Below are 20,150 nucleotides of genomic sequence, written 5' to 3'. Positions count from 1 at the left end.
CCTCCCGGTTGCATTAGTATACAGGAGGGTTTTTCTTAACGCAATCGCAAGTTCCGGTAACTGTCCCAGGGATACTCGTCTGCACTTTTGGTAGAGAGTGATTCCAGGTCATCATACGCTGGAATGAAGATTTCTCGACAGGGGAGGTGAAACACCTCTTGCACCCTCCTGCCCAACAGCTTCTGCAACAAGGGTGCTGTTGCGCCTTGTTCAAGCAATTCCTTGACCAAAAGCAGGATTCCACTGAAGCCGGGAATGCCACTTGCCCCTGCTTCTTTATCGTGAAGTGTATGCGGAGCATGATCGCTCTCTATCCAGTCAATTCTTCCTCCCAACAAAGCAGCAAAGAGAGCACTACGTTCAGTCTCACTGCGAAGCGGAGGATTCATCTTTGCATACAGCGAACGGTCTTTTGCGTCATCACTGGAAAGGAGCGCATGATGAGGAGTGACCGCACAGCTGACACGAACCCCCTGAGACCGGGCTTTCTCAATTTCATGGAGAGCCTCAATACTACTAAGGTGGCAGAAGTGCAGGTGTCCCTTGAACCCTTCCTCCTGGGCAATACGGAGCTGATCTGAGACACTTTTCACCTCTGCACACACAGGCCTTGCAAGGCTATGGCTGGAAAAGTCAGTGGTATTATACAGCTCAGGATGCAACAGGGATTCTTTTTCACAGTGTAGGGCAACCACTCCTTCATATCCACAATCGCTCAAGGTACGATACACCAACGCTTGTTCCTTTTCCTGCACAAGTCCCATATTGCCGGTCGAGTGAGAGGCAAACATCTTGAGTCCTACTACTCGTGGAAAAAGTTCCTGGACAAGAGAGACCATTGCTCCAATCTGCTCGGGAGAAGATGTCAGCCCAGCATAGAGATGATAGTGGACGCCAATACCACACTGTTCAGCATCCTTGAGCCGTTTCAGAACAGTATTTCGTTCTGTTAGGGTTGGTTGGGTATTCGGCATGTCGAATACCTCATCAATTCCACATGAGAGAGCAACAGCCAACCCATGGGCTAGGGTTTCCTTCTCTTTTTCTTTCCAATCACGGAGATGTACATGAGGGTCAATCATAGGCAATCAATTCAGGCGCCTCTTTCGCCAAATAGTCGTACTGCATGAATGTGCCCCATCTGCAGGTGAGGCGGTCACCACAGGCACACTCCCCACACATTCCTATTCCACAGAGCGTGGTCCTTTCCATCGACAGGTATAGATTTTGTTCCTTAATTCCCCTACCCAACAATTTGCGGCAGGCGATGGCCATGAATACCTCAGGACCTACAAGGTAGCAGGCTTGGTCATCATCCAGTGAAATGCTGTCCAGAAGGTCCAATACCCTACCTGGCCTCCCCTCATCAGCAATACAGGTAAATGCTCCATAAGTAAAGAGCTCCTCTTCCAGCAGGGCTTTTCCTTCCACGGTTTCGCTGGTTCCGACAAGGATGTCCATTTCCGTTCCTTGCCTTCTCAATTGTTCAGCTAGACTGGGAAGGACGGCCACCCCGGTACCTCCACCCAACAAGAGCGCTTTCTTAGTTATCTCATTGTTCAGCTGCGCACCATAGAGGCCCCGTACAAAGACCTCATCACCCACCTGCAAACCACAAAGATCAGCTGAAAATGGCCCACGGTTCTTGACAATGAACGTCAGTGGTTTGTTATGAGCAACGGAAAACGGTTTTTCCCCGATGGAAGGAATCCATAGAAACGCAAATTGTCCTGCCTTGCAGTCAAGCGTTCCATCCAGGGTAATGATACAGGTATCCTTGCCGTACTGCTCACGCTTGATTACCTGATGTTTCTCATACGCCATCTGTCGATGCTTGATAATGTAGGTGGTAGATTGCTCTTTGACGGAATCCTCACCGCGTATTATTGCTTCGGCCTCACGCTTCACAGAAGAGAGGTATTCAGGCCATACCTTTTGGTCCACAGTACCAAGGGCTGAACCAATACCGACTGCATCAGCTCCAGAGGCTATCAAGGCTGCAGCTTCTGCACCGGTGCTCACGCCTCCCATTCCGATGAGAGGAATGGCCTCCCCACAGGCTTCCCGGATCTCCTTGATGGCTGAAAGCGCGCGCTCATAGATATGGTGCCCGCTGCTTCCACCCTTTCCCCCAAGCCTGTTCTGCAATATAGGAAACCCTGAACCTGGATCTTTATGGACAATCGGGCCAACCGTATTGATTGCAACCAGACCATCGGCACCACCATCCATCACCGCTTTTGCTATCACACCGATGTCATCAACATTTGGAGTGAGTTTTACAAACAAGGGGGCTTTACACTCCTTGGTTGCTTCCTTGATCAATCGTACATATTCTGCGGCAATGTTCTGGTCACAGCCGATTGATGCACCATATCCCGCCGATGCGTGGGGACAGGAGAAGTTCAACTCCACCAGATCGGCCACCTCATCAAAAGCTTTCACCAAGGTAATGAAATCTTCTACGCTATTTGCAGAGAGGGAGACATTGAGGTAGCTGGAGAAGGTGTGCTCTTTCCTAAGTTTTCCAATCTCATACAGCGCTTGTTCCATTCCAGGGTTGCGCAAACCAACTGAGTTCCCAAAGTTTCCTACTGAGGTCTCACAAATCACCGGTTCACGGTTCCCTGGATTCACTTCCACTTGGAAGCTCTTGGTTGTAATAATGCTGATAGCAGATACCTTGCTGTCAAAGTAGGTGATCAACCGAGGTTTTGTGGATGCAACACCACTCACTGTTGTCAAGAGGACAGGGGCTTCTGGATTAAGGTGTCGGTTTACCAGTAGTTCCATCACATCCTTCATAGGGAAGTCTCCTCAAGCAGAAAGCGAATATTTTTCATGCAGAGATCAAGCCAATCTTCGGGAACCCCTTTGTTTTTCCAGGGATGGGTCAACGCGCTGCTGCTGTTTATTCTGGCAAGTTCTACCGGATACCCTGCTCTTTTCAGGATTGCCATAACTTCCCCAGCTGAGCCCCCTTGGTTTCCGACACCAGGGATAAGCAAGGGAACAGCCTGATCGTGATAGAAAGCGGCAATAGCTTCCAACTCCTGCAGATTGGTGGCTCCAACCACGGCCCCTACACTTCCCGACTTCTGGTTGTAGGCTGCAATTTGGCTAGCCACCTCGAGGTAAAGTGGACGACTGTTCTCGCCTTCCTTCACAACAAGCAGATTTTGCAGATCCTTTCCACCAGGGTTGCTGGTACGATTGAGCAGGTATGCGCCTTTTTCAGGGAACCTGAGGAAAGGCTCTACCGAGTCACTTCCCATATAGGGAGCTACAGTCACGGCATCGACTTGCCATGCTTCAAACGCTTCCCTGGCGTAGTTCATGCTGCTTCGGGCAATATCTCCTCGCTTGCTGTCAAGAATGACAGGAATGCCTGGAAAAAAACTCTCCAGCATATCCAAAACATCGGCAAGAGCAGCACTCCCGGAAAAATCTTCATCACGTGGTCGGTCAAGACTCTGGTAGTAACCAAGGTTCGGCTTGAAAGCTGCTGGAATCAAACCGGCAAGATTCATTCTCCGAAACAACTGCTGAAAGAAACTGTTCAGGTCAGTGCGGAGGTTCCCGCTGGAGACAGGAAGGGATTCCAGAATTGGATCCAATCCCATACAAGCAACATTCCCAGTATTCTTTGCACTCTCTTTCAATAATGTTTGATACCTCACGCTTACCCTCTCCTTACCGGTCTACTTTGGGAAATCCCTGTTTTTCACCCCAGCCGAAGGGGTCTTCCCTCCATAATGTAAGCAGCCTGGCCTCCTCACTGTTCACATAACCTGTTTCCTTGGCGCTTGCAACCATTACATCATAATCTAGAATGGTAAAAGCCTTGCAAGCTGGGTCCAAGGCGGCAAAGGCTTCCTGTGCGGCGGCAAATCCATAGGTGAAGATTGCAAAGGTATAGGGACACACACCTTGGGCCTTGGTAATCGCCTGCACTGCTTTGATGGAAGACCCACCTGTGGAGATCAGATCCTCGATAAGGAGCACCTTTGCACCTTCATAGGTTCCTCCCAACCCGAGGCCCTCTATCTGCTGTCCTAGGCCATGGTCCTTGCCAGAACTTCGAACGTAACTCATTGGCTTCGCAAGTCTGTCAGCAAGTGTGGTTGCATGAGGAATGCCGGCAGTAGCTGTTCCTGCAATGGTATCTGGATCATAATCAAGACTTTCCAGCATGGCGGCAAATGCTTCACTGACCAGCTTCCTTGCACCACTCTCGGAAAGCAGCCTCCTATTGTCATTGTAGATTGGCATGCGGTAGCCGCTCGCCCAAGTGAATGGATCCTGTACTTGGAGTCGGATTGCCCCAAGTTCCAAGGCTTTCTTTGCTAAAATGGGCCCATAATGGTTTGTTATAGCTTCAATATGTTTCATGGTCTCTCCAGTGTACCTTATTTATTTCCACGCTTCCAGATTTCCTTGAAGGTGTGTGTCTTGTTGCAGTATGCACAGACAAAGGTATTGTCTTTTGTTCGATGGAACATCGCAGGAACTCCCTCACCCTGGCCGGGATGGGAAATGCATGCTTCATTGGTGCAAGCAAGATCCTCAAAGTTGTAGATCCGGGGGGGAAGATGCAAGCGGAATTTGTTCATTACCCTTCCATCCTTGATCAGGTTCAAGGTACAACCCGGTGCCACTGCACTCAACCGTTTGAGTTGCTTTCGATCAAGACTATATTCCCCTGGTCGGAAAATGATGCCTTTGTAGACGCCTTCCTGACCACTTGTACTTACCCACTCCCCACCTTTGTATGCATCAAGGCCGAGCACACTGCTGATCAGTCTCATATGTCTCCTGATTTCGCTCGGGTGATCACCCTTGAGAATGTGGTCTATAACCAGACCATTACGGATTGGTTGAACTCCTTCACTCACCCGTTTCTCCTTCACTATGCGTGACTGCAGATCTACCTCGGTAATATAATCCTCACTCTCTTGGACTGCTTTCTTTTCAGCTGGAATAAAATCACTTCCAATCTTTCCTGCAAGCAGTGACAACAGGACAATTCTTACATACATACCGTTGATCGATTGTCGTTCCCATCCATTGAGCGGAGTGTCATCAAGGAAGGTTGGGATGGTAGGAGTTAGTTTGTGCCGTGGAAGTGGGTGGTAGAAGGTAGTTCCCTCCTTGATCTTGGGCAAGAATTCTTCACGAAATGTGATGGAGCGCCGAAGTTCTTCCTGTCGTTGGAGAATTCTGTCTCCCATACGCTCCAACTGAGGTCGGGTGAAGTACCACTGGGATGCCACATCAGGTTGCTCGAGGTACTCTTCAATGGAAGCGAAGATACGAACCTGATAGCCATTTTCCACCATGCGGTTGACGTAGACTTCCGGCATTGCCAGCTCTATTGGAGCTATCAAATCCACCTTAACCTGTTTGAAGATTTTCAAGCCATCAGCTTTTGAATGCACGGTCCGGCCGTGGAAGAGATCACCGACCAAGGCAAGATGCAACGCCTTATTGCTCCATTGGTTGTCCTCCAGAAAGGTGAACTCATCAAGCAACTCCTGGGTAGGATGTTCATGCTTTCCATCCCCGGCATTGATGAACACGGGTTTGCGATACAATGTATTGCGTTCTGCATAGGCGGCACAGGCCTCCTCCAGATGCCTGGTTACACCCTCGACCTTGCTTCGTATGATGAAAATGGTGTTTTCATACCCACTGAGTGTATTGAAGGTATCTGCATAACTTTCACCTTTATTGAAGGAAGAACTGTCACTGTTGAGCTCAGAGACTTTAGCATGGTGGAAATTTGCAGCATTCTTGAAGGACTCTTTGGTTCTGGTGCTGTCTTCCAGGAACACTTCATAGATACCGAAATCCCTATCATCAATCCTGAATGGATGGAGCTTGGTTTGATCCCTCTGTTCCATTGCCTGTTTCAGATGACGCACTTGGTTGAAGAGATACATACGCTCTTCTCTGGAAAAATCCTCAATAACACATAACGATCGTCCTGCAAATACATTCTGTTTTTCCATCTTGACTCCTTCAAAAAAAAAAGCCGGCCCTACGACCGACTCTTCACTGCACTATATTGAAGGAATTCCCATTCCAGAGTGTTACACACTATACTGTCTCGTTTCTTGCCCATGGAATCCCTCCTTCTTTTCTTCTGAAAACCATAGCAGAGAGTTGACGCTCTGTCTAGGGTTAGTCCTCTCTTTTCTTACCAGCTGCATCAGCATCATTTTCTATATCCCGAAGACTTGCAAGGTCCTGCTCTACTGGGTCTGAAGAGGGACGAGGATCCTCTTGTTTTGCAGAGGGAACCTCCGTCTGCCTCGTCTCATTGGGTTTTGTCTTCCCATTTTCACGTTCAGCTTCCACCCAATCTGCAATGGTAGCGTAAGGAGAATCAGGACCGAAGGCAAGCACCGCATCAAACTGCTCTTGCGAAAGCTTACCACGATTCTTCACATCACGCTTGTACATTTTACGATACCACCCATTGGAACGTTTACGTACTTGGTGCTTGCGACGTTTTTTCAGTGTTCCACTACTGCCCATGGCGCTGTATCGTGACGCATAGGAGCTATACCCGTATCCCTTGCCGTACCCATAGCCGTAACCATATCGGTACCCGGTTCCAACCGAACCAGGAACCACACCGTTGAACACAACACCACTGATGGGAACATTTGCCGTTCTCAAGCTGCTGATCAAATCAAAGAGAGAGCCCTTGCTGGTAATACCGGCACGGACAGTGATAATCAATCCGTCGACATGTTTGCTGATGGAGAGCAACTCACTCGCCGAGTCCAACGGAGGGGCGTCAATAATGACAAAGTCATACACACTCTCCAGATAGCTTATCAGGCGAGTATACCGCGGGTTGGAAAAAATGCCAGCATGAACCAAGGGAGCATTTCCTGGAGGCAACAGATGCAGGCCGGGAACCTTTTCAATTGGTTTCAGGATGCACGCTTCAAGAGTGGCATTCTTGGTAACATAATCCACCAATCCCACTTCGCGGTGTTTCAGGTGGAAATACCGTTCCATGCTGGGAAGACGAAGGTCTCCATCAATGATGAGCACCTTGCTACCCATCTGAGCCAAGGCAACGGCAATATTCCCAATGATGGTACTCTTTCCTTCAGCCATGGAACAGGATGTGATGGAAAAAACATGTTTTTCACTACGGTTGTATAGCATGTTCGCAACCAGCTTGAACCGTTCTGATTCAAAGGAAAGCGGATCATTATACACAATAAGGGTAGGATACAAATCCAGGTTTGAGACCTTCATCATAGGAATCCATCCCAAGAGAGGCACATCCTTGCCCACTATCTTCTGAATTTGTTGCTCTGTCTGGATGGATACATCCAAGGCCTCAATGGCCAGGGTGAGCAAGAGGCCAAAGGCTGCACCCAACAATAACGCAACAGCCAAAATCAATACTCTATTTGGACTGACAGGATTGCGAGGAAGGATAGCCTCATCAACCACGGTTACATTACCGCTGACCGACGCTTCGACCAGCTTGACTTCTTCCAACATCTCCCGGAGTTTCAAACCGATGGCTTCATAGATTTGCACATCCCGTTGCAACTCTGAGAGACGCCGCTCCAAGACAGGTAGTTGGGAAAGCTCGGAGATAAAGACCTCTCCCCGCTCTTCCAAGACCTGTATGCCCACTTCGGTGGTGAGCGCTTGTACAATGGCCTGGGTATAGCTTTCATTCCCGTAGGATCGGGTAAGCAGAGAAACGCGGTCTAGCAGATCCTTGTTCAATTGGTTCATGGCACTGCTAATCACATAGGTACGAGAGGAAGCATCCATTGGCATGGAGACCTGAGTCTGGGGTGCTGAAGAATTGCCCAAGGACTCATACATCGTCAATTCTGTTTTCCAGGCAGCAAGGTCATTCAATTTTTCAGCAATTACAGGATCCCTGCGTACATCATCAAGGGATAGCACACCTGTAACACCAGCCTGGGTGAGGCCTTCATTGTATGAATCAAGAAACACCATCGCTTCTCGCAACTGCAGTTTCAACGGTTCCAGACGCTGGGTATAGTAGGAAATCTGTTCAACCAACATAGAACTCTTGTCGGTGAGTTGAATGATGTCACTATTTTCCCTGAAGTCACCCAAGGCATCGCCTGCTGCGGAGAGAGCACGGTCGTTGATAGGAATCTGAGACTCAATAAATTCACGTTGTGCGGTTTTTGAGTTCTTAGCAATACCGGTTAACAGCGTATCATAACTTGAAGCGAGGGCATTGGCAAAATCACGTGCGAAGACAGGGTTTTCATCGGTGATCTTGATTCTTACAATGTTGGTATCCTTCACCGTAGTTACAGCAATTCTCTCTTTCAGATTGCCCAATACGAGTTTATCACGATAATCAAATCCATCTGCATTCTTGTACTGTGACAAATCCAAAGTACTGAGTGCATAATCAATGTTGCTCCGACTGGTAATCAACTCAACTTCTGTAGCAATCTTCGTGCTCGAGGCTGACATATCCATCAAGGACTCGAAAGAGGAAGATGTCTGGATAGGATCAACCAAAACAGAAACTTCTGACTCGTATTGAGGTATAGCAATCTGCAAATAACCGAGGGCTAGTGCTACAACTAGGATAAAGCCTACAAAGAACCAACGCAATCGCTTGTGAAATATGTGAAGCAACTCTGCTATGGAAATGCCCTCTTCTCCAGCATCAAAGGGACTTGTTGACTGTGCATATTCTTCCTGCTGACTCATCTGCATCTCCTACAGGCTCTTGGAATCCAAGATAATGTTCACAACCGTGGCGATAATTCCAAGGATGGAACTCACCAAGCCTATGATGGCGACCGTAGGAGCAATGTCCCTGGCCAACGTCTCTTTTGCCACTGCAATGGTGGTTTCAGGTGGAATATTTTCTTCCAACGCCAATGTCTTACCATCAGGACCTTGTATCTTAATATCTGTCGGGTAGGCAGCATCGTCACTCAGTCCCCCGGCTAGGGAAAGATAGTAATTCACTGTCTTGTCCGGAACATATGCAAACACTCCAGGACGAACCACTCCACCACTCACTGTTACCAACCGCTGGGTGAAGGGAATCAAGAGTGTATCGCCGGTTTCCAGCTGCATCGACTGATTCTCATCTTCCCCGTAGAGTATTCTTTGGATATTGAGTGGGATCTTCTTACCGGAACGAAGCAGGTAAGCCCCTTCCAAATCACTTACCGTAAGAAAACGGGAAGCGAGAGAGGTAAGCATTTGCTTCATGCTCTCTCCAGGATAGTACTGATAGAAAATCCTTCCAGAAGGATACCCAACCAGAGCTGTTGTAGAGAGAGAATCATACACTTCGCTGGAGGAAACCGCTCCCTCGACGGTTACCGTCTGGAGCGTTGGTTGCTGTGCATCCACGATAACCTGGTCAAGATGGGAGAGCGCATAGTCAGGTTGTTCGAGTAAATTGACATATTGTACATACCAAGCACCGCTTTCGGGATTATACCGCTGAATCCTGATGTTTTGCACATCTGCTGATGAAAGCAGCCCTCCTCCATAAGTAGTCAGAAGATCTTCCAAGCGATCTGACTTCAGGAGCTGGTAGGAACCTTGCTCATAGACCCGGCCACTCAACATTACCAGTTTTTCACAGCGGTCGAGGGTAATGACATCCCCACTTCTCAGAAGTGGATCCTGCTCCAAAACACCTTCACGTAACGCCATATACAGGTCAAACGCTTCTTCACTACCATCTGCATGACGGATACGGACATTCCTCGTTGAAGCATAAGGGGTTGCATTTTGCAGTACTTCAGAGAGACGGGTGAGCCCCCAAGCTGGTACCACTCTGGTTCCAACAACCTCCCCAACCACCGAAACCATGAAGGACCCTGTGCGTATGAACACAAGCTGTGGATTGGAATAGCTGTAGTAGGTACGCACCATGTCATAGATGGCTTTTCTTACCTGTGCGAAGGTTTTGCCTTTTCCATCAATGGAACCAAGACCTGGGATAGCAACACTACTCGATTCGTCCACCTGCAGATCTACCGTTACACTTTTCATTCCATCTAAATAGACCAATCTGAATGCATCTCCTGGTGTAACAGGATAGGAGCCATTGCTCACGGCGCTCAGCAGACGTTGTTCCTCATTATATACAGGGGGCTGCGCAAGTAGACCAAGCTGTGCTGAAAAGGACTGGACTTCCAGATTTTCCACACTGGTGGATGTTTTCACTTGAGGCCCGAACAATGGACTTCGGATAACCAAACCTGCTTCCTCTGCACTCAAGGGGAGTGCGGAACACAGCAAAATGATGAGTACAAATACAACGTGTGCTCGAGTTCTGTTCATGCAATAATCCTTCATTACTAGTACGAAACATACATTTTGGAAAAGCCAGTCGATTCATCCTATCACTTGCAGTAGTGTGACACAAGTCTCATTTGGCTTCCTGAAGGTTCTGTTTGTATCCCAATTCTGAGTGAATTTGACTGTCATTTTGTTGCACAATATATCTAGAAGGTAGCCTAAATTGTCTTCTCTTATTCACTTTTTACACCAGTATGCAACATTTCTCTTTCTTTGCAACATAAAACCTTTCCAACGACCTGTTTTTTGCACAATATTATAAAAATATATATATTTCGGTAAAATTAACTTTTCCAAAGACATTTTTTAATTTACCTAGAATTTTACTATGCTAACTGCGTATTCCATCGCTAAAGGTTTCTCAATATTGTTTTGACAGCAGGAAAAACGTCCCGTATAATTTGTAATAGTTGTGGTCCTTCGAGTACCATCAACGACATCACGCAATCTTTTGTAAGGAGAGAAACATGAAAAAGAGCATTGTCTTACTGTTGATCATGCTGTTGGCCACTTCCTTTGTTTTTGCACAGGGAGCAAAAGAGACCGCCACCAGTGAAGATGAACCCCTGAAAGTAGGTGTCATCTACATCAGCCCCCCTGGAGATATGGGGTATTCCTACATGCATGACCAGGGCACCATTGCCATGGAAGAGTATTTTGGAGACAAGATAGAAGTTATCCGCATGGAAGGTGTTCCTGAGAATGAAAGTAGCGAACGTGTCATGGAGAGCCTTATTGACGAAGGATGCAAAATTATTTTTGCAAACTCCTACAATTACCAGCAGTACATGCTCAATGTTGCTGAGAGATACCCAGATGTCTACTTCGAGCACTGCTCCGGCTACCTCTCTGCTGACAACATGTCCAACTATTTCGGAAGAATGTATCAGATGCGCTACCTCTCCGGTATGATCGCTGCTGAGATGTCTCCTTCCGGAAAGATTGGCTATGTAGCTGCATACAACACTCCAGAGGTTGTACGTGGAATCAACGCATTCACCCTTGGTGCACGTGCTGTCAATCCAAAGGCAACCGTCACTGTTGTTTGGACCAATACCTGGTTTGACCCTTCCCTTGAGCGCCAGGGCGCAGTTGCTCTTCTCGACCAGGGTTGTGATGTCATTGCACAGCACCAGGATACCACTGAGCCTGCAAAGGCAGCAATCGAACGCGGCAAGTATGCAATTGGTTACAACGCTGACTTCCGCAAGATTGTTGGTGATGACAAAATATTGGTCTCTCCGATGTGGAACTGGGGCAATTACATGATTCCTGCTGTCCAGAGTGTTCTTGATGGCACATGGAAGAGCCAGAGCTACTGGGGTGGTCTCGAGGATGAGATGATTCATCTTTCCCCTATTTCCCCATTGGTACCCAAGGCTGTAGTTGATGAGGTCATGGCTGTCCAAGATACGATTCGTAATGGTGAATGGGATGTATTCTGGGGCGAGCTAAAGGATAACACCGGTGCTGTTCGTCAGAAAGCAGGCGAGAAGATGAGTGACGATGCGATGCTTACCATGGACTGGTTTGTTGAAGGCGTCATCGGTAGCGTCTGATCATTGCATTTCCTTTTGGATAGGGGCGGGCTGCTACCCGCCCCTACTTGATTCAAGACTTTTCTTGCCTTATCTCTAAGGCAAACGTAAGTGGATAGAATATGAGTGAATTAACCACCGACGAAACACCCGTCGTGCGAATGGTCAATATAACCAAACACTTCCCTGGAGTTCTGGCAAACGACCAAGTGAACCTAACCTTGCACCGGGGAGAAATTCTCGCCTTGCTCGGTGAGAATGGAGCCGGCAAAAGTACTCTAATGAATATGTTGGTCGGACTGTACCAAGCCGACAGCGGGGAAATTTATGTGAAGGGAAAGCTGGCAGAGATCAACTCCCCTCAGGATTCAATGGCCCTTGGAATAGGTATGATCCACCAGGAATTCATGCTGGTAGGGAACATGAGTGTAGCAGAGAATATTGTCCTGGGCATGAAGGACCTTCCTTTTGTCCCTCCCATGGCAGAAATACATGAAAAGATTACGGAACTGAGCAAGCGTTATGGCTTACAGGTCTATCCAGATAAGATAATTCAAGATCTTTCGGTTGGAGAACAACAACGTGTAGAAATATTGAAATTGCTCTACCGAGGGGCCGACATTCTTATTCTCGATGAACCTACAGCAGTGTTGACTCCCGGGGAAGCAAGGGATTTGAATGAAATCTTGAAAAAAATGCTCACTGAAGGCAAGAGTGCCATATTCATTACCCACAAAATGGATGAGGTGATGGAATTCAGCCACACCGTCCAAGTGCTGAGACGAGGAAAGAGTGTGTCCGTCTGTCCTACCAAATCGATTAAACGGGTACAGGACTTGGCAAATATGATGGTTGGTCGCGATATATTATTCTCCCTGGAACGTGGCCCGTACAATCCTGGGGACATCAAGGTAGAAGTGAAAGATTTATTGGTACTGCCGGTTGGGGGTGGGAAACCAATTCTTGATAACATCTCTTTCTCAATTCGCGGTGGAGAAATTCTCGGTATTGCCGGTGTTGCTGGCAATGGTCAGCAACAGTTGACTGAAGCCATCACAGGGCTACTGAAAGTCAATGGGGGAACCATTTTCCTCAATGGGAAGGATATGACGAACAAGACTCCTTTGCAAGTCATCAAAGCAGGGGTAAGCCATATTCCAGCCGACCGCGGTAGTATGGGAGTGGTCGGAGATATGAGTGTAGGCGACAATCTTTCCATGAAGAAGTATCGCACTGCAGAACTTTCTTCACACAACATAATCAAACGGGGATTGGTCAGAAAATTTGCAGATCACCTCATCGAACTATTTACCATCAAGACTCCCAACCAGGACACATCGGTAAAGTTCCTAAGTGGAGGGAATATCCAGAAAACAATACTCGCACGGGAGATAGATGCCTGTGGGGGCATCCTTATAGCAGTGTACCCATCTCGGGGACTTGATGTTGGTGCCACAGAAGCTGTCCGCCAAAATCTGATCAAACAACGCGACAAAGGGTGTGCAGTCTTGCTGGTAAGTGAGGAACTGGAAGAACTGTTGATGGTTGCAGACAAGATTGCAGTTATGTTTGAAGGGAGAATTATGGACATCGTGGATGCAAAGGATGCAAAAACCGAGGAACTTGGCATGTTGATGGCAGGTGTCGAAAGGAGGGATATATGAAATTCCGCTTGGAGAAGCGCGACAGCCGATCCACCAGGATGGCGGTGCTCGTTCCTGTAGCCAGCCTGCTGGTATCCTTTATTCTGGGAGCCATCGTCTTACTGATCTCTGATGCCAATCCGTTTCAAGCCTATGCGGCCATGATCAAGGGTGCTTTCGGTAGCCAGACAAAGTTACAATACACCCTGGTGAAGTCCATTCCCTTGCTCCTTTGTGGGCTTGCTGTAGGAATTGCTTTCCGTTTGAAGTTCTGGAACATCGGAGCTGAGGGACAGTATGTCGGTGGTGTCATCGGTATTACCTGGGTAATGCAATTCTGGACTTTCCTCCCGAGTGCCCTACTGCTTCCTGTAGGTATGCTTGTTGGTATTTTATTCGGTGCCATATGGGGCGGCATTCCCGGTGTGTTGAAAGCACAGTGGAGTGTTGATGAAACGCTCACCACCTTGATGATGAACTACATCATCATCGGCTTTGCTGAATACCTCTATTTCGATGCGTGGAAGGCTCCTCGAGGAAATATGGGTACCGTACTGTATCCCAAAGAAGCATGGCTTCCCAGAATTTGGGGGCGAGTACATGGAGGTATCTTCATAGCCCTGATTCTTGTGGGAATTCTCTGGTTCGTCTTGTATAAGACACGTTGGGGGTTCGAGCTGAATATGATTGGCAAGAACAAACGAGCAGCAGAGTGCCAGGGTGTTTCAATCAAAAAGAATATTATCCTTGCAATGCTGCTTAGTGGGGCAATCGCTGGTTTGGCAGGAGTAATTGATGCAGCAGCGGTGACGCACCAGTTGACCAAGGGAGTTGATGCCGGATACGGATTTACCGGTATCATCATTGCATGGATGAGCGGTCTCAATCCGTTTATATCCATCATCGTCTCAGTCATTATGGCCGCTCTTGAAACGGGCAGTGATGCCTTACAGATGACTATGAAGTTGCCCAATGCTATGGGTGCTGTTCTGCAAGGCTTGATACTCATTCCGTTGTTGGCTGGCAATATTTTCATCGAGTATCGTTTGCTCGTGATCAAAAACCGTAAGGAGGTTACCGCATGAACATGCTTGATTTCATCACGAAACTACTAGCGGCAACACTGGCCATGGGGACCTCCCTTGCCTACGCTACATTGGGAGAAGTTTATACCCAGAAAACAGGAATACTGAACCTTGGTATGGAAGGTATCATGCTCATGGGAGCGCTCGCTGGCTTCACCACAGCATTCAATACAGGAAATCTGTATCTCGCATTGATGATGGCGATGCTGGTGGGGGGATTTTTCAGTCTCATCCATGCATTTCTCTGCATTACGATGCGGGCGAACCAAGTTCCTGCTGGGCTTGCCATCACCATGTTCGGCACCGGACTTGCCAACTTCCTGGGAGAACGGCTTGGTCCTGCTTCCAACGGCTATAACCTCACCGGCATGAACATCCCTAGCAAGTTCAGCAACATTGCCATCCCCTTCTTGAGCGATATCCCAATCCTTGGAGCTCTCTTTGATGTAAGCTTGCTTACCTATGCCCTCTACCTCCTGATCCCCTTTGCCTGGTTCTTCATGTACAAGACCAAGCATGGCATGGTGGTCCGGGCTGTAGGAGAAAATCCAAGAACTGCTGCTTCTATGGGTATTTCGGTTTCCAAGATCCGCTATATATACACTGTCATCGGTGGAATGCTTGCAGGTCTTGGTGGTGCATGTCTCTCATTGAGTTTCACCCCAAGCTGGAATGAAGGCATGACAGGTGGTAAAGGTTGGATTGTCATTGCCTTGGTCATCTTCTCAACCTGGAACCCCGCTCGAGTGGTGATTGGAACACTGGTCTTCGGTGGTATAACCAGTTTGCAGTTCAGCTTACAAGCTGCTGGACTGAAAATGGTCATTCCCAGCCAGTTCCTTGGATTCTCACCCTATTTGATCACACTTGTTGCATTGGCAACCATGACGATCATCAATCAGAAGAAAAAAGGCTCGTTCGCATCTCCTTCTGCCTTGGGGACGTCATTTGCAATCGATGACAAATAACTATGCAGGGGATTCTATCTACAAGAGGGGACCTTAGGGTCCCCTTTTACATGCTTGCATACCGGGTTTCAACTCATTACGATATTCATATGAAAAAGACCAATGCGATGCGAATTCTGGAAGCCCAGGGTATTCCCTATGAGGTGGTAGCATACTCCTGGGATGAGGAGCATCTCGATGCAGTTCATGCGAGTGAGGTTGCTGGATTGGAACCTTCCCAAGTATTCAAGACCATCGTGCTGGAAGATAATGAGAAACAAATCTTCGTATGTTGCCTTCCTGCAGATTTCTCTGTCAGCCTAAAGAAGGTGAAGGCTTTGACGGGGAGCAAGGATATTGATCTATTGAAGCTCGACCGGCTTCAATCTGTCACAGGCTATATTCGCGGAGGATGCAGCCCCTTGGGAATGAAGAAACAATTCCCTACATTCATCGAGGAAGTAGCCCAAGCGGAACCGTACATCCATGTTAGTGCAGGGGTTCGCGGGTTACAGTTGAAAATCAAACCCGAGGATCTTGTATCGGCCACCCAAGGGAAGTTTGCAGACTTTACTTAGTCATGTCTGTTATGGCTGGTAAAATATCTCCTAAGACGGAGAGAGAGCGAGACTGCAACCATAAACAACAAAATCACTAGTGCTGTTACCAAAAGGCTGCTCGCCCAGCGAAGGGAGATTGCTCCTGTCTGATACCTTGCGAGTGAGCCATCAAACACTGCACTGGAACTGAAAAGAACGACCATTGATCCAAGCACAATATCGGCGATGGGGATTCTATTCCCCTTCCGGTTGGAAAACCAGAGAAAAAACAAAAGGGTACCCAGCAACAACGCAAGCAGTGTGGGAACCGCTACAGGAAGGAACCAAGTAAGGGCACCAGAGACCACCAGGTTGATTAATGCTAGGTAGAACACCGTGGACAGTACGCTTAATGCAATACCACCCTTCACATGCTTCTTTGCCCATCTGCTCCAAGGGAACACCCCATACATCCAGAATATCACTATCCCACCGACTGCAATGAGCGACCAACTCCAAACAAAATCAGCCCCATCGAGCCCCAGTAACAAGAGCGCAACAATCAAGCTCTGCCAGCTTGCGTGATGCACATATCGGGGTTTGGCTAGAACAATGGATACCAAGCTAACGGTAGCCATAGCGATACAGAATAAGGGTATGAATCCATACGCCAAAGCATCGGAAAAAAAGAGGGAAAGCCCAACGGTAATCTCACTGACTGCAAAAAGAGCTATAATTAATTCAATCAAGCCTTTCCTTGCTTTGGTAATACCGTGAGTTCCCTCTGGGGGCAACTCTTTGGCGAAAAGAGGATCACTGGAAGTTTCTTCCATTCCTGGAGGAAGTTGTACCTCTGTTCCACATAGGGGGCAAGTCTTCGTTCCACTGGATAATTTTACTCCACATCGTACGCAATATGCCATGGTTTGTATTACCTCGTATCTTCCCTGTTGGTCGCAATTTCGACTTGGATGCCATCTTCCACCAAGAAGGTACAAAAGAGTCGCTCCAAGGAGGTATCTGTTGCATAGAAACTATTGAAATTCACCACAATCCTATCAAGATAGCCAATGACAGCCAAGCTTATTTTGTTCAACAACCCAGGGCTTAGATGGAAATCACATCGTACGACTTGACTCTCCAGCTGAGGAGGAAGTGCAACATACCCAAGATTTGTGATCACTCCGCTATATTGGTCATCTCCAAGAAAATCGGAAAGCAATTTGAACAGTGGGTTTTTAAGGGCAGTTGGAGCGAATCGTATAAAAGGATTTCTCTCCCCTGAGACATTCCGCTTGATCTGGCTTAATAATCGTTTCTTGGATTGCGCTTGGGCCATCTGTAGATGAACTTCAGTGGCAATCTCATCAAACTCGTAGAATCCCAAAGCTGGCTCGATACCGACGACAGCAAACAGGGTAAAGTTCCTCATCGTGTCATACCCAAATATTCTTCTTAGGTTCATTGGGACGGATAGGCGTATAGGCTTGCGCTGCTTCTGGTTAGGAACTTCCTCAAGCTGTAGTCGCTGCAAACTGTAGAGGTAGACGGTTGAAAGGTATTCACCTATGGTAAGCGATCGCTGTTTTGCTCGTTTCTTGATCTGATCGGTCGCAATGGTTGCACTGATTACCTTTACCCGGTCATCAAACGGTCCGTTTCCCTTGCGATGATACGCCTTGCTGATCGCTGGATACGATGGTATCTGTTTATCATAGAGATGTTGAAATGGATCACTGAATTCCTGTTTTGCAGGCCGTACTCGGTAATTCAATCCGCCAGAGAATTCCACTTGTGGCATTCCTGCATGGTGGCAATATCGCTCAATCAACAGCTTCAGGTAAGCCATTGCACCAGAGCCGTCTGTAAGTGCATGAAAACATTCCAAGGCTATACGATGCTCACTGTAAAGCACCTTGAATAGATAACCGTTGTTCTCCTTGAACGCAAACCTTCCACTGGGATAACTCCCCTCTTTATGTACGATAGGATCCGCATCATTGGGAGAAAGATAGTACCAGAAAAAACCGGTGTGCAAACGAATTTTGGCGTAGGAACATCGGTAGAGAAGGTCATGTAATGCCTGCTCCAGAATCGCTTTTTTGATGGAGAAAGAAAAATCCATGGAAACACGAAACGTATTCGCATTGAACACAGCCTCAGTAGGAGGATAGATTAATGCGGAATTATCGAGTGCGATGAACCCTTCAGGTGCATAATTCTGGATGCGTTTCATTATAATTGACTGTTTTTCACTCCATGCTTGTAGAAAGGCGTCTTCACCAACTTCGCCTTTTTACGTTGCCCGTGTATTTCAATATCCACGGTATCACCGAACTTGAGTCCAGTTTCTCGCTTTATGAGAACATATGCACAGAAAATACCCAAGGTAGGACTCTTCGTCCCACTGGTAACATACCCAATATCCTCATCTCCAAGAAAAACCCGGTATCCACTACGTGGAACTGCTTTTTCCACCATCTCAATACCTCTCAGACTTCTGGGTACGCCTGCTTCTTTCTGTTTGAGCAAAGCATCCTTTCCACAGAAATCTGTCTTTTCGAGTTTTACAAAGTTGGAGAGATTGGCTTCTAATGGTGTGATGCTGTCACTAATCTCATGCCCATACAACGGGAGTTTTGCCTCCATGCGCAAGGTATCGCGACTACCGAGGCCACAGCAGATAAGGCCAAAGGACTTGCCTGCTTCCAAGAGTATATCCCAAAGGAGCGGGCCATCCTCTGCAGCACAGTACAGTTCATACCCATCTTCTCCGGTATAGCCAGTCCTGCTGATGAGAGTCATTACCTCCCCTACTTCACACTGGCTTCTAAAGTGGAAGGTTTGTATGGTGTCGCAGTCAGGTACCAACGTAGCAAGAATCTGGGAGGAGAGAGGACCCTGCAAAGCCAATTGGACCGTTGCATCAGAAATATCTTGTACCATCGGGCACGCTCCCGATCTTGGATTGCCTTCTTTGATCCATTGGAGGTCTTTCTCAATATTGGATGCATTCATAACAACCATGAAAGAGATATCGGAGCGACGGTAGATGAGCAAGTCATCCACCACCGTTCCATTAGGATAGCACATCAGTGTGTAGCGACACTGGCCTACCTGCATGTCACTGATGGAGTTTGTGCAAAGATACTCAAGATAGGAGGCTGCTGTCTCCCCACTTACATTGCACTCCCCCATGTGGGAAACATCAAAAAGTCCCGCACGATTTCGTACAGCGTCATGCTCTCCTAGGATGCCCGTCTCAAATTGCACAGGCAATTCCCAACCCCCAAAGTCAATCAACTTGACCCCTGGATAGTTTTTATATCGCTGATACAGTGGTGTGCGTTTCATGGTTTTTCCTTTACTTATACCAAGGCAATCATTTCAATTTCTACGGAGACATCCTTGGGAAGCTTTGCAACCTGAACTGCTGAACGAGCAGGAAGGATTCCTTCTTCAAAATAGGAGGCATAGACTTCATTGACGGCACCGAAGTCATCCATATTTTTCAAGAACACAGTTGCTTTGACAACCTTGGAAAGATCGGTGCCAGCTTCTGCGAGCACGGCCTTCAGGTTCTCAAAAACCTGTTTAGCCTGATTTGCTGCATCTCCACCAACCAGTTCGTTGGTTTTCGGGTCGACAGGAAGCTGTCCGCTGGTAAAAACGAAAGGACCGGCAACAACAGCCTGACTGTATGGGCCTATTGCTGCAGGAGCATTAGCGGTGGAAACTTGAGTTTTTTCCAATTGAAACATCATACTGTATATTCTCCTCTTTCTATACATGAATTGGTTTTCAGTCGTATCCATGTGGATAATACTACTGACCAACACAGCGTATCATATAATGAAAGGTATCAATACCCCAGGGCAAGCCCTGGACTCAGGAGGCGTTGCCTCCTTTTCCGCCCCAAGGGACGGGGTATCTTACCTTGCTTTCCCTGCACTCGCTCCAGAGAGGAACCATCATGCTGATTCCTTTCCTCTCGCTCCGTTGGGGAATAAGAAGAAATGCATTGCATAGGGATGGAAAC

General features: G+C 47.6%; 17 protein-coding genes. 6 read left to right on the top strand and 11 right to left on the bottom strand.

Features of this window, described 5'->3' with window-relative positions; genetic code table 11:
* Positions 1-35: 35 nt before the first annotated feature.
* The 7 genes from DYP60_RS04535 to DYP60_RS04505 form a co-directional block, all read right to left on the bottom strand.
* The gene (locus DYP60_RS04535; RefSeq protein ID WP_117329701.1) at positions 36-1,082 is read right to left on the bottom strand and encodes an amidohydrolase family protein; all 1,047 of its coding nucleotides are present in this window, start codon (positions 1,080-1,082) and stop codon (positions 36-38) included.
* Entirely contained in the window at positions 1,075-2,805 is a 1,731-nt protein-coding gene (locus DYP60_RS04530) for an alpha-hydroxy-acid oxidizing protein (protein WP_117329700.1), read from the bottom strand. The genes DYP60_RS04535 and DYP60_RS04530 overlap by 8 nt, the downstream gene beginning before the upstream one ends.
* A complete protein-coding gene (pyrF, locus tag DYP60_RS04525; RefSeq protein ID WP_117329699.1) occupies positions 2,802-3,680 on the bottom strand; it encodes an orotidine-5'-phosphate decarboxylase in 879 nt (292 codons plus the stop codon). Before pyrF ends, DYP60_RS04530 begins: the two co-directional genes overlap by 4 nt.
* A 13-nt stretch (positions 3,681-3,693) precedes the next feature.
* Positions 3,694-4,392: an orotate phosphoribosyltransferase gene (gene pyrE, locus DYP60_RS04520; protein ID WP_117329698.1), complete on the bottom strand. Its 699-nt coding sequence runs from the start codon at positions 4,390-4,392 to the stop codon at positions 3,694-3,696.
* Between the two features lie 17 nt (positions 4,393-4,409).
* Entirely contained in the window at positions 4,410-6,011 is a 1,602-nt protein-coding gene (locus tag DYP60_RS04515) for a bifunctional aspartate carbamoyltransferase catalytic subunit/aspartate carbamoyltransferase regulatory subunit (protein WP_117329697.1), read from the bottom strand.
* 172 nt (positions 6,012-6,183) lie between these two features.
* A complete protein-coding gene (locus DYP60_RS04510) occupies positions 6,184-8,742 on the bottom strand; it encodes a GumC family protein (RefSeq protein WP_117329696.1) in 2,559 nt (852 codons plus the stop codon).
* A gap of 9 nt (positions 8,743-8,751) precedes the next feature.
* Entirely contained in the window at positions 8,752-10,341 is a 1,590-nt protein-coding gene (locus DYP60_RS04505) for a polysaccharide biosynthesis/export family protein (RefSeq protein ID WP_117329695.1), read from the bottom strand.
* A gap of 485 nt (positions 10,342-10,826) precedes the next feature.
* Here DYP60_RS04505 and DYP60_RS04500 point away from each other — a divergent pair, with 485 nt between their 5' ends.
* The 5 genes from DYP60_RS04500 (at position 10,827) to ybaK (ending at position 16,150) form a co-directional block, all read left to right on the top strand.
* On the top strand, positions 10,827-11,918 hold the full coding sequence (locus DYP60_RS04500) for a BMP family ABC transporter substrate-binding protein (RefSeq protein WP_117329694.1): 1,092 nt from the start codon (positions 10,827-10,829) through the stop codon (positions 11,916-11,918).
* 101 nt (positions 11,919-12,019) lie between these two features.
* Complete coding sequence (locus DYP60_RS04495) at positions 12,020-13,561, top strand: ABC transporter ATP-binding protein (protein WP_117329693.1); 1,542 nt, start codon at positions 12,020-12,022, stop codon at positions 13,559-13,561.
* The gene (locus DYP60_RS04490) at positions 13,558-14,625 is read left to right on the top strand and encodes an ABC transporter permease (RefSeq protein ID WP_117329692.1); all 1,068 of its coding nucleotides are present in this window, start codon (positions 13,558-13,560) and stop codon (positions 14,623-14,625) included. The genes DYP60_RS04495 and DYP60_RS04490 overlap by 4 nt, the downstream gene beginning before the upstream one ends.
* Positions 14,622-15,593 carry an ABC transporter permease gene (locus DYP60_RS04485; protein ID WP_206363104.1) on the top strand — a complete coding sequence of 324 codons (972 nt, stop codon included), beginning with the start codon at positions 14,622-14,624 and terminating at the stop codon, positions 15,591-15,593. The genes DYP60_RS04490 and DYP60_RS04485 overlap by 4 nt, the downstream gene beginning before the upstream one ends.
* A gap of 89 nt (positions 15,594-15,682) precedes the next feature.
* Positions 15,683-16,150: a Cys-tRNA(Pro) deacylase gene (gene ybaK, locus DYP60_RS04480; protein WP_117329862.1), complete on the top strand. Its 468-nt coding sequence runs from the start codon at positions 15,683-15,685 to the stop codon at positions 16,148-16,150.
* Here ybaK and DYP60_RS04475 read toward each other — a convergent pair.
* From DYP60_RS04475 to DYP60_RS04460, 4 genes are read right to left on the bottom strand one after another with little or no spacing between them, the layout of a single operon-like run.
* On the bottom strand, positions 16,147-17,034 hold the full coding sequence (locus DYP60_RS04475; protein ID WP_133299285.1) for a zinc ribbon domain-containing protein: 888 nt from the start codon (positions 17,032-17,034) through the stop codon (positions 16,147-16,149). The genes ybaK and DYP60_RS04475 overlap by 4 nt on opposite strands.
* An 8-nt stretch (positions 17,035-17,042) precedes the next feature.
* Complete coding sequence (locus DYP60_RS04470; protein WP_117329690.1) at positions 17,043-18,347, bottom strand: hypothetical protein; 1,305 nt, start codon at positions 18,345-18,347, stop codon at positions 17,043-17,045.
* Complete coding sequence (gcvT, locus tag DYP60_RS04465; RefSeq protein ID WP_117329689.1) at positions 18,347-19,465, bottom strand: glycine cleavage system aminomethyltransferase GcvT; 1,119 nt, start codon at positions 19,463-19,465, stop codon at positions 18,347-18,349. Before gcvT ends, DYP60_RS04470 begins: the two co-directional genes overlap by 1 nt.
* A 14-nt stretch (positions 19,466-19,479) precedes the next feature.
* Positions 19,480-19,875 carry a RidA family protein gene (locus tag DYP60_RS04460; protein WP_117329688.1) on the bottom strand — a complete coding sequence of 132 codons (396 nt, stop codon included), beginning with the start codon at positions 19,873-19,875 and terminating at the stop codon, positions 19,480-19,482.
* Between the two features lie 88 nt (positions 19,876-19,963).
* On the opposite strand from DYP60_RS04460, the gene DYP60_RS14160 reads away from it, so the two are divergent.
* Positions 19,964-20,140 (top strand): hypothetical protein, encoded by a 177-nt coding sequence (locus DYP60_RS14160; RefSeq protein ID WP_160527872.1) that lies wholly within the window; start codon positions 19,964-19,966, stop codon positions 20,138-20,140.
* Positions 20,141-20,150 lie beyond the last annotated feature (10 nt).

This window comes from Sphaerochaeta halotolerans (assembly GCF_003429665.1).
GTDB classification, from domain to species: Bacteria; Spirochaetota; Spirochaetia; order Sphaerochaetales; family Sphaerochaetaceae; genus Sphaerochaeta; species Sphaerochaeta halotolerans.
The sequence above is the reverse complement of the archived record's forward strand: the minus strand, read 5'-3'. Positions and strand labels throughout refer to the sequence as shown.

Excerpts from the sequence above, each read along its gene's own strand:
- DYP60_RS04495 (WP_117329693.1), top strand. The coding sequence starts at position 12,020 with ATGAGTGAATTAACCACCGACGAAACACCCGTCGTGCGAATGGTCAAT.
- gcvT (WP_117329689.1), bottom strand. The coding sequence starts at position 19,465 with ATGAAACGCACACCACTGTATCAGCGATATAAAAACTATCCAGGGGTC.
- DYP60_RS04510 (WP_117329696.1), bottom strand. The coding sequence starts at position 8,742 with ATGAGTCAGCAGGAAGAATATGCACAGTCAACAAGTCCCTTTGATGCT.
- DYP60_RS04485 (WP_206363104.1), top strand. The coding sequence starts at position 14,622 with ATGAACATGCTTGATTTCATCACGAAACTACTAGCGGCAACACTGGCC.
- DYP60_RS04515 (WP_117329697.1), bottom strand. The coding sequence starts at position 6,011 with ATGGAAAAACAGAATGTATTTGCAGGACGATCGTTATGTGTTATTGAG.
- DYP60_RS04460 (WP_117329688.1), bottom strand. The coding sequence starts at position 19,875 with ATGATGTTTCAATTGGAAAAAACTCAAGTTTCCACCGCTAATGCTCCT.
- DYP60_RS04490 (WP_117329692.1), top strand. The coding sequence starts at position 13,558 with ATGAAATTCCGCTTGGAGAAGCGCGACAGCCGATCCACCAGGATGGCG.
- DYP60_RS04535 (WP_117329701.1), bottom strand. The coding sequence starts at position 1,082 with ATGATTGACCCTCATGTACATCTCCGTGATTGGAAAGAAAAAGAGAAG.
- DYP60_RS04500 (WP_117329694.1), top strand. The coding sequence starts at position 10,827 with ATGAAAAAGAGCATTGTCTTACTGTTGATCATGCTGTTGGCCACTTCC.
- ybaK (WP_117329862.1), top strand. The coding sequence starts at position 15,683 with ATGAAAAAGACCAATGCGATGCGAATTCTGGAAGCCCAGGGTATTCCC.
- DYP60_RS04475 (WP_133299285.1), bottom strand. The coding sequence starts at position 17,034 with ATGGCATATTGCGTACGATGTGGAGTAAAATTATCCAGTGGAACGAAG.
- DYP60_RS14160 (WP_160527872.1), top strand. The coding sequence starts at position 19,964 with ATGAAAGGTATCAATACCCCAGGGCAAGCCCTGGACTCAGGAGGCGTT.
- pyrE (WP_117329698.1), bottom strand. The coding sequence starts at position 4,392 with ATGAAACATATTGAAGCTATAACAAACCATTATGGGCCCATTTTAGCA.
- DYP60_RS04470 (WP_117329690.1), bottom strand. The coding sequence starts at position 18,347 with ATGAAACGCATCCAGAATTATGCACCTGAAGGGTTCATCGCACTCGAT.
- DYP60_RS04530 (WP_117329700.1), bottom strand. The coding sequence starts at position 2,805 with ATGAAGGATGTGATGGAACTACTGGTAAACCGACACCTTAATCCAGAA.
- DYP60_RS04505 (WP_117329695.1), bottom strand. The coding sequence starts at position 10,341 with ATGAACAGAACTCGAGCACACGTTGTATTTGTACTCATCATTTTGCTG.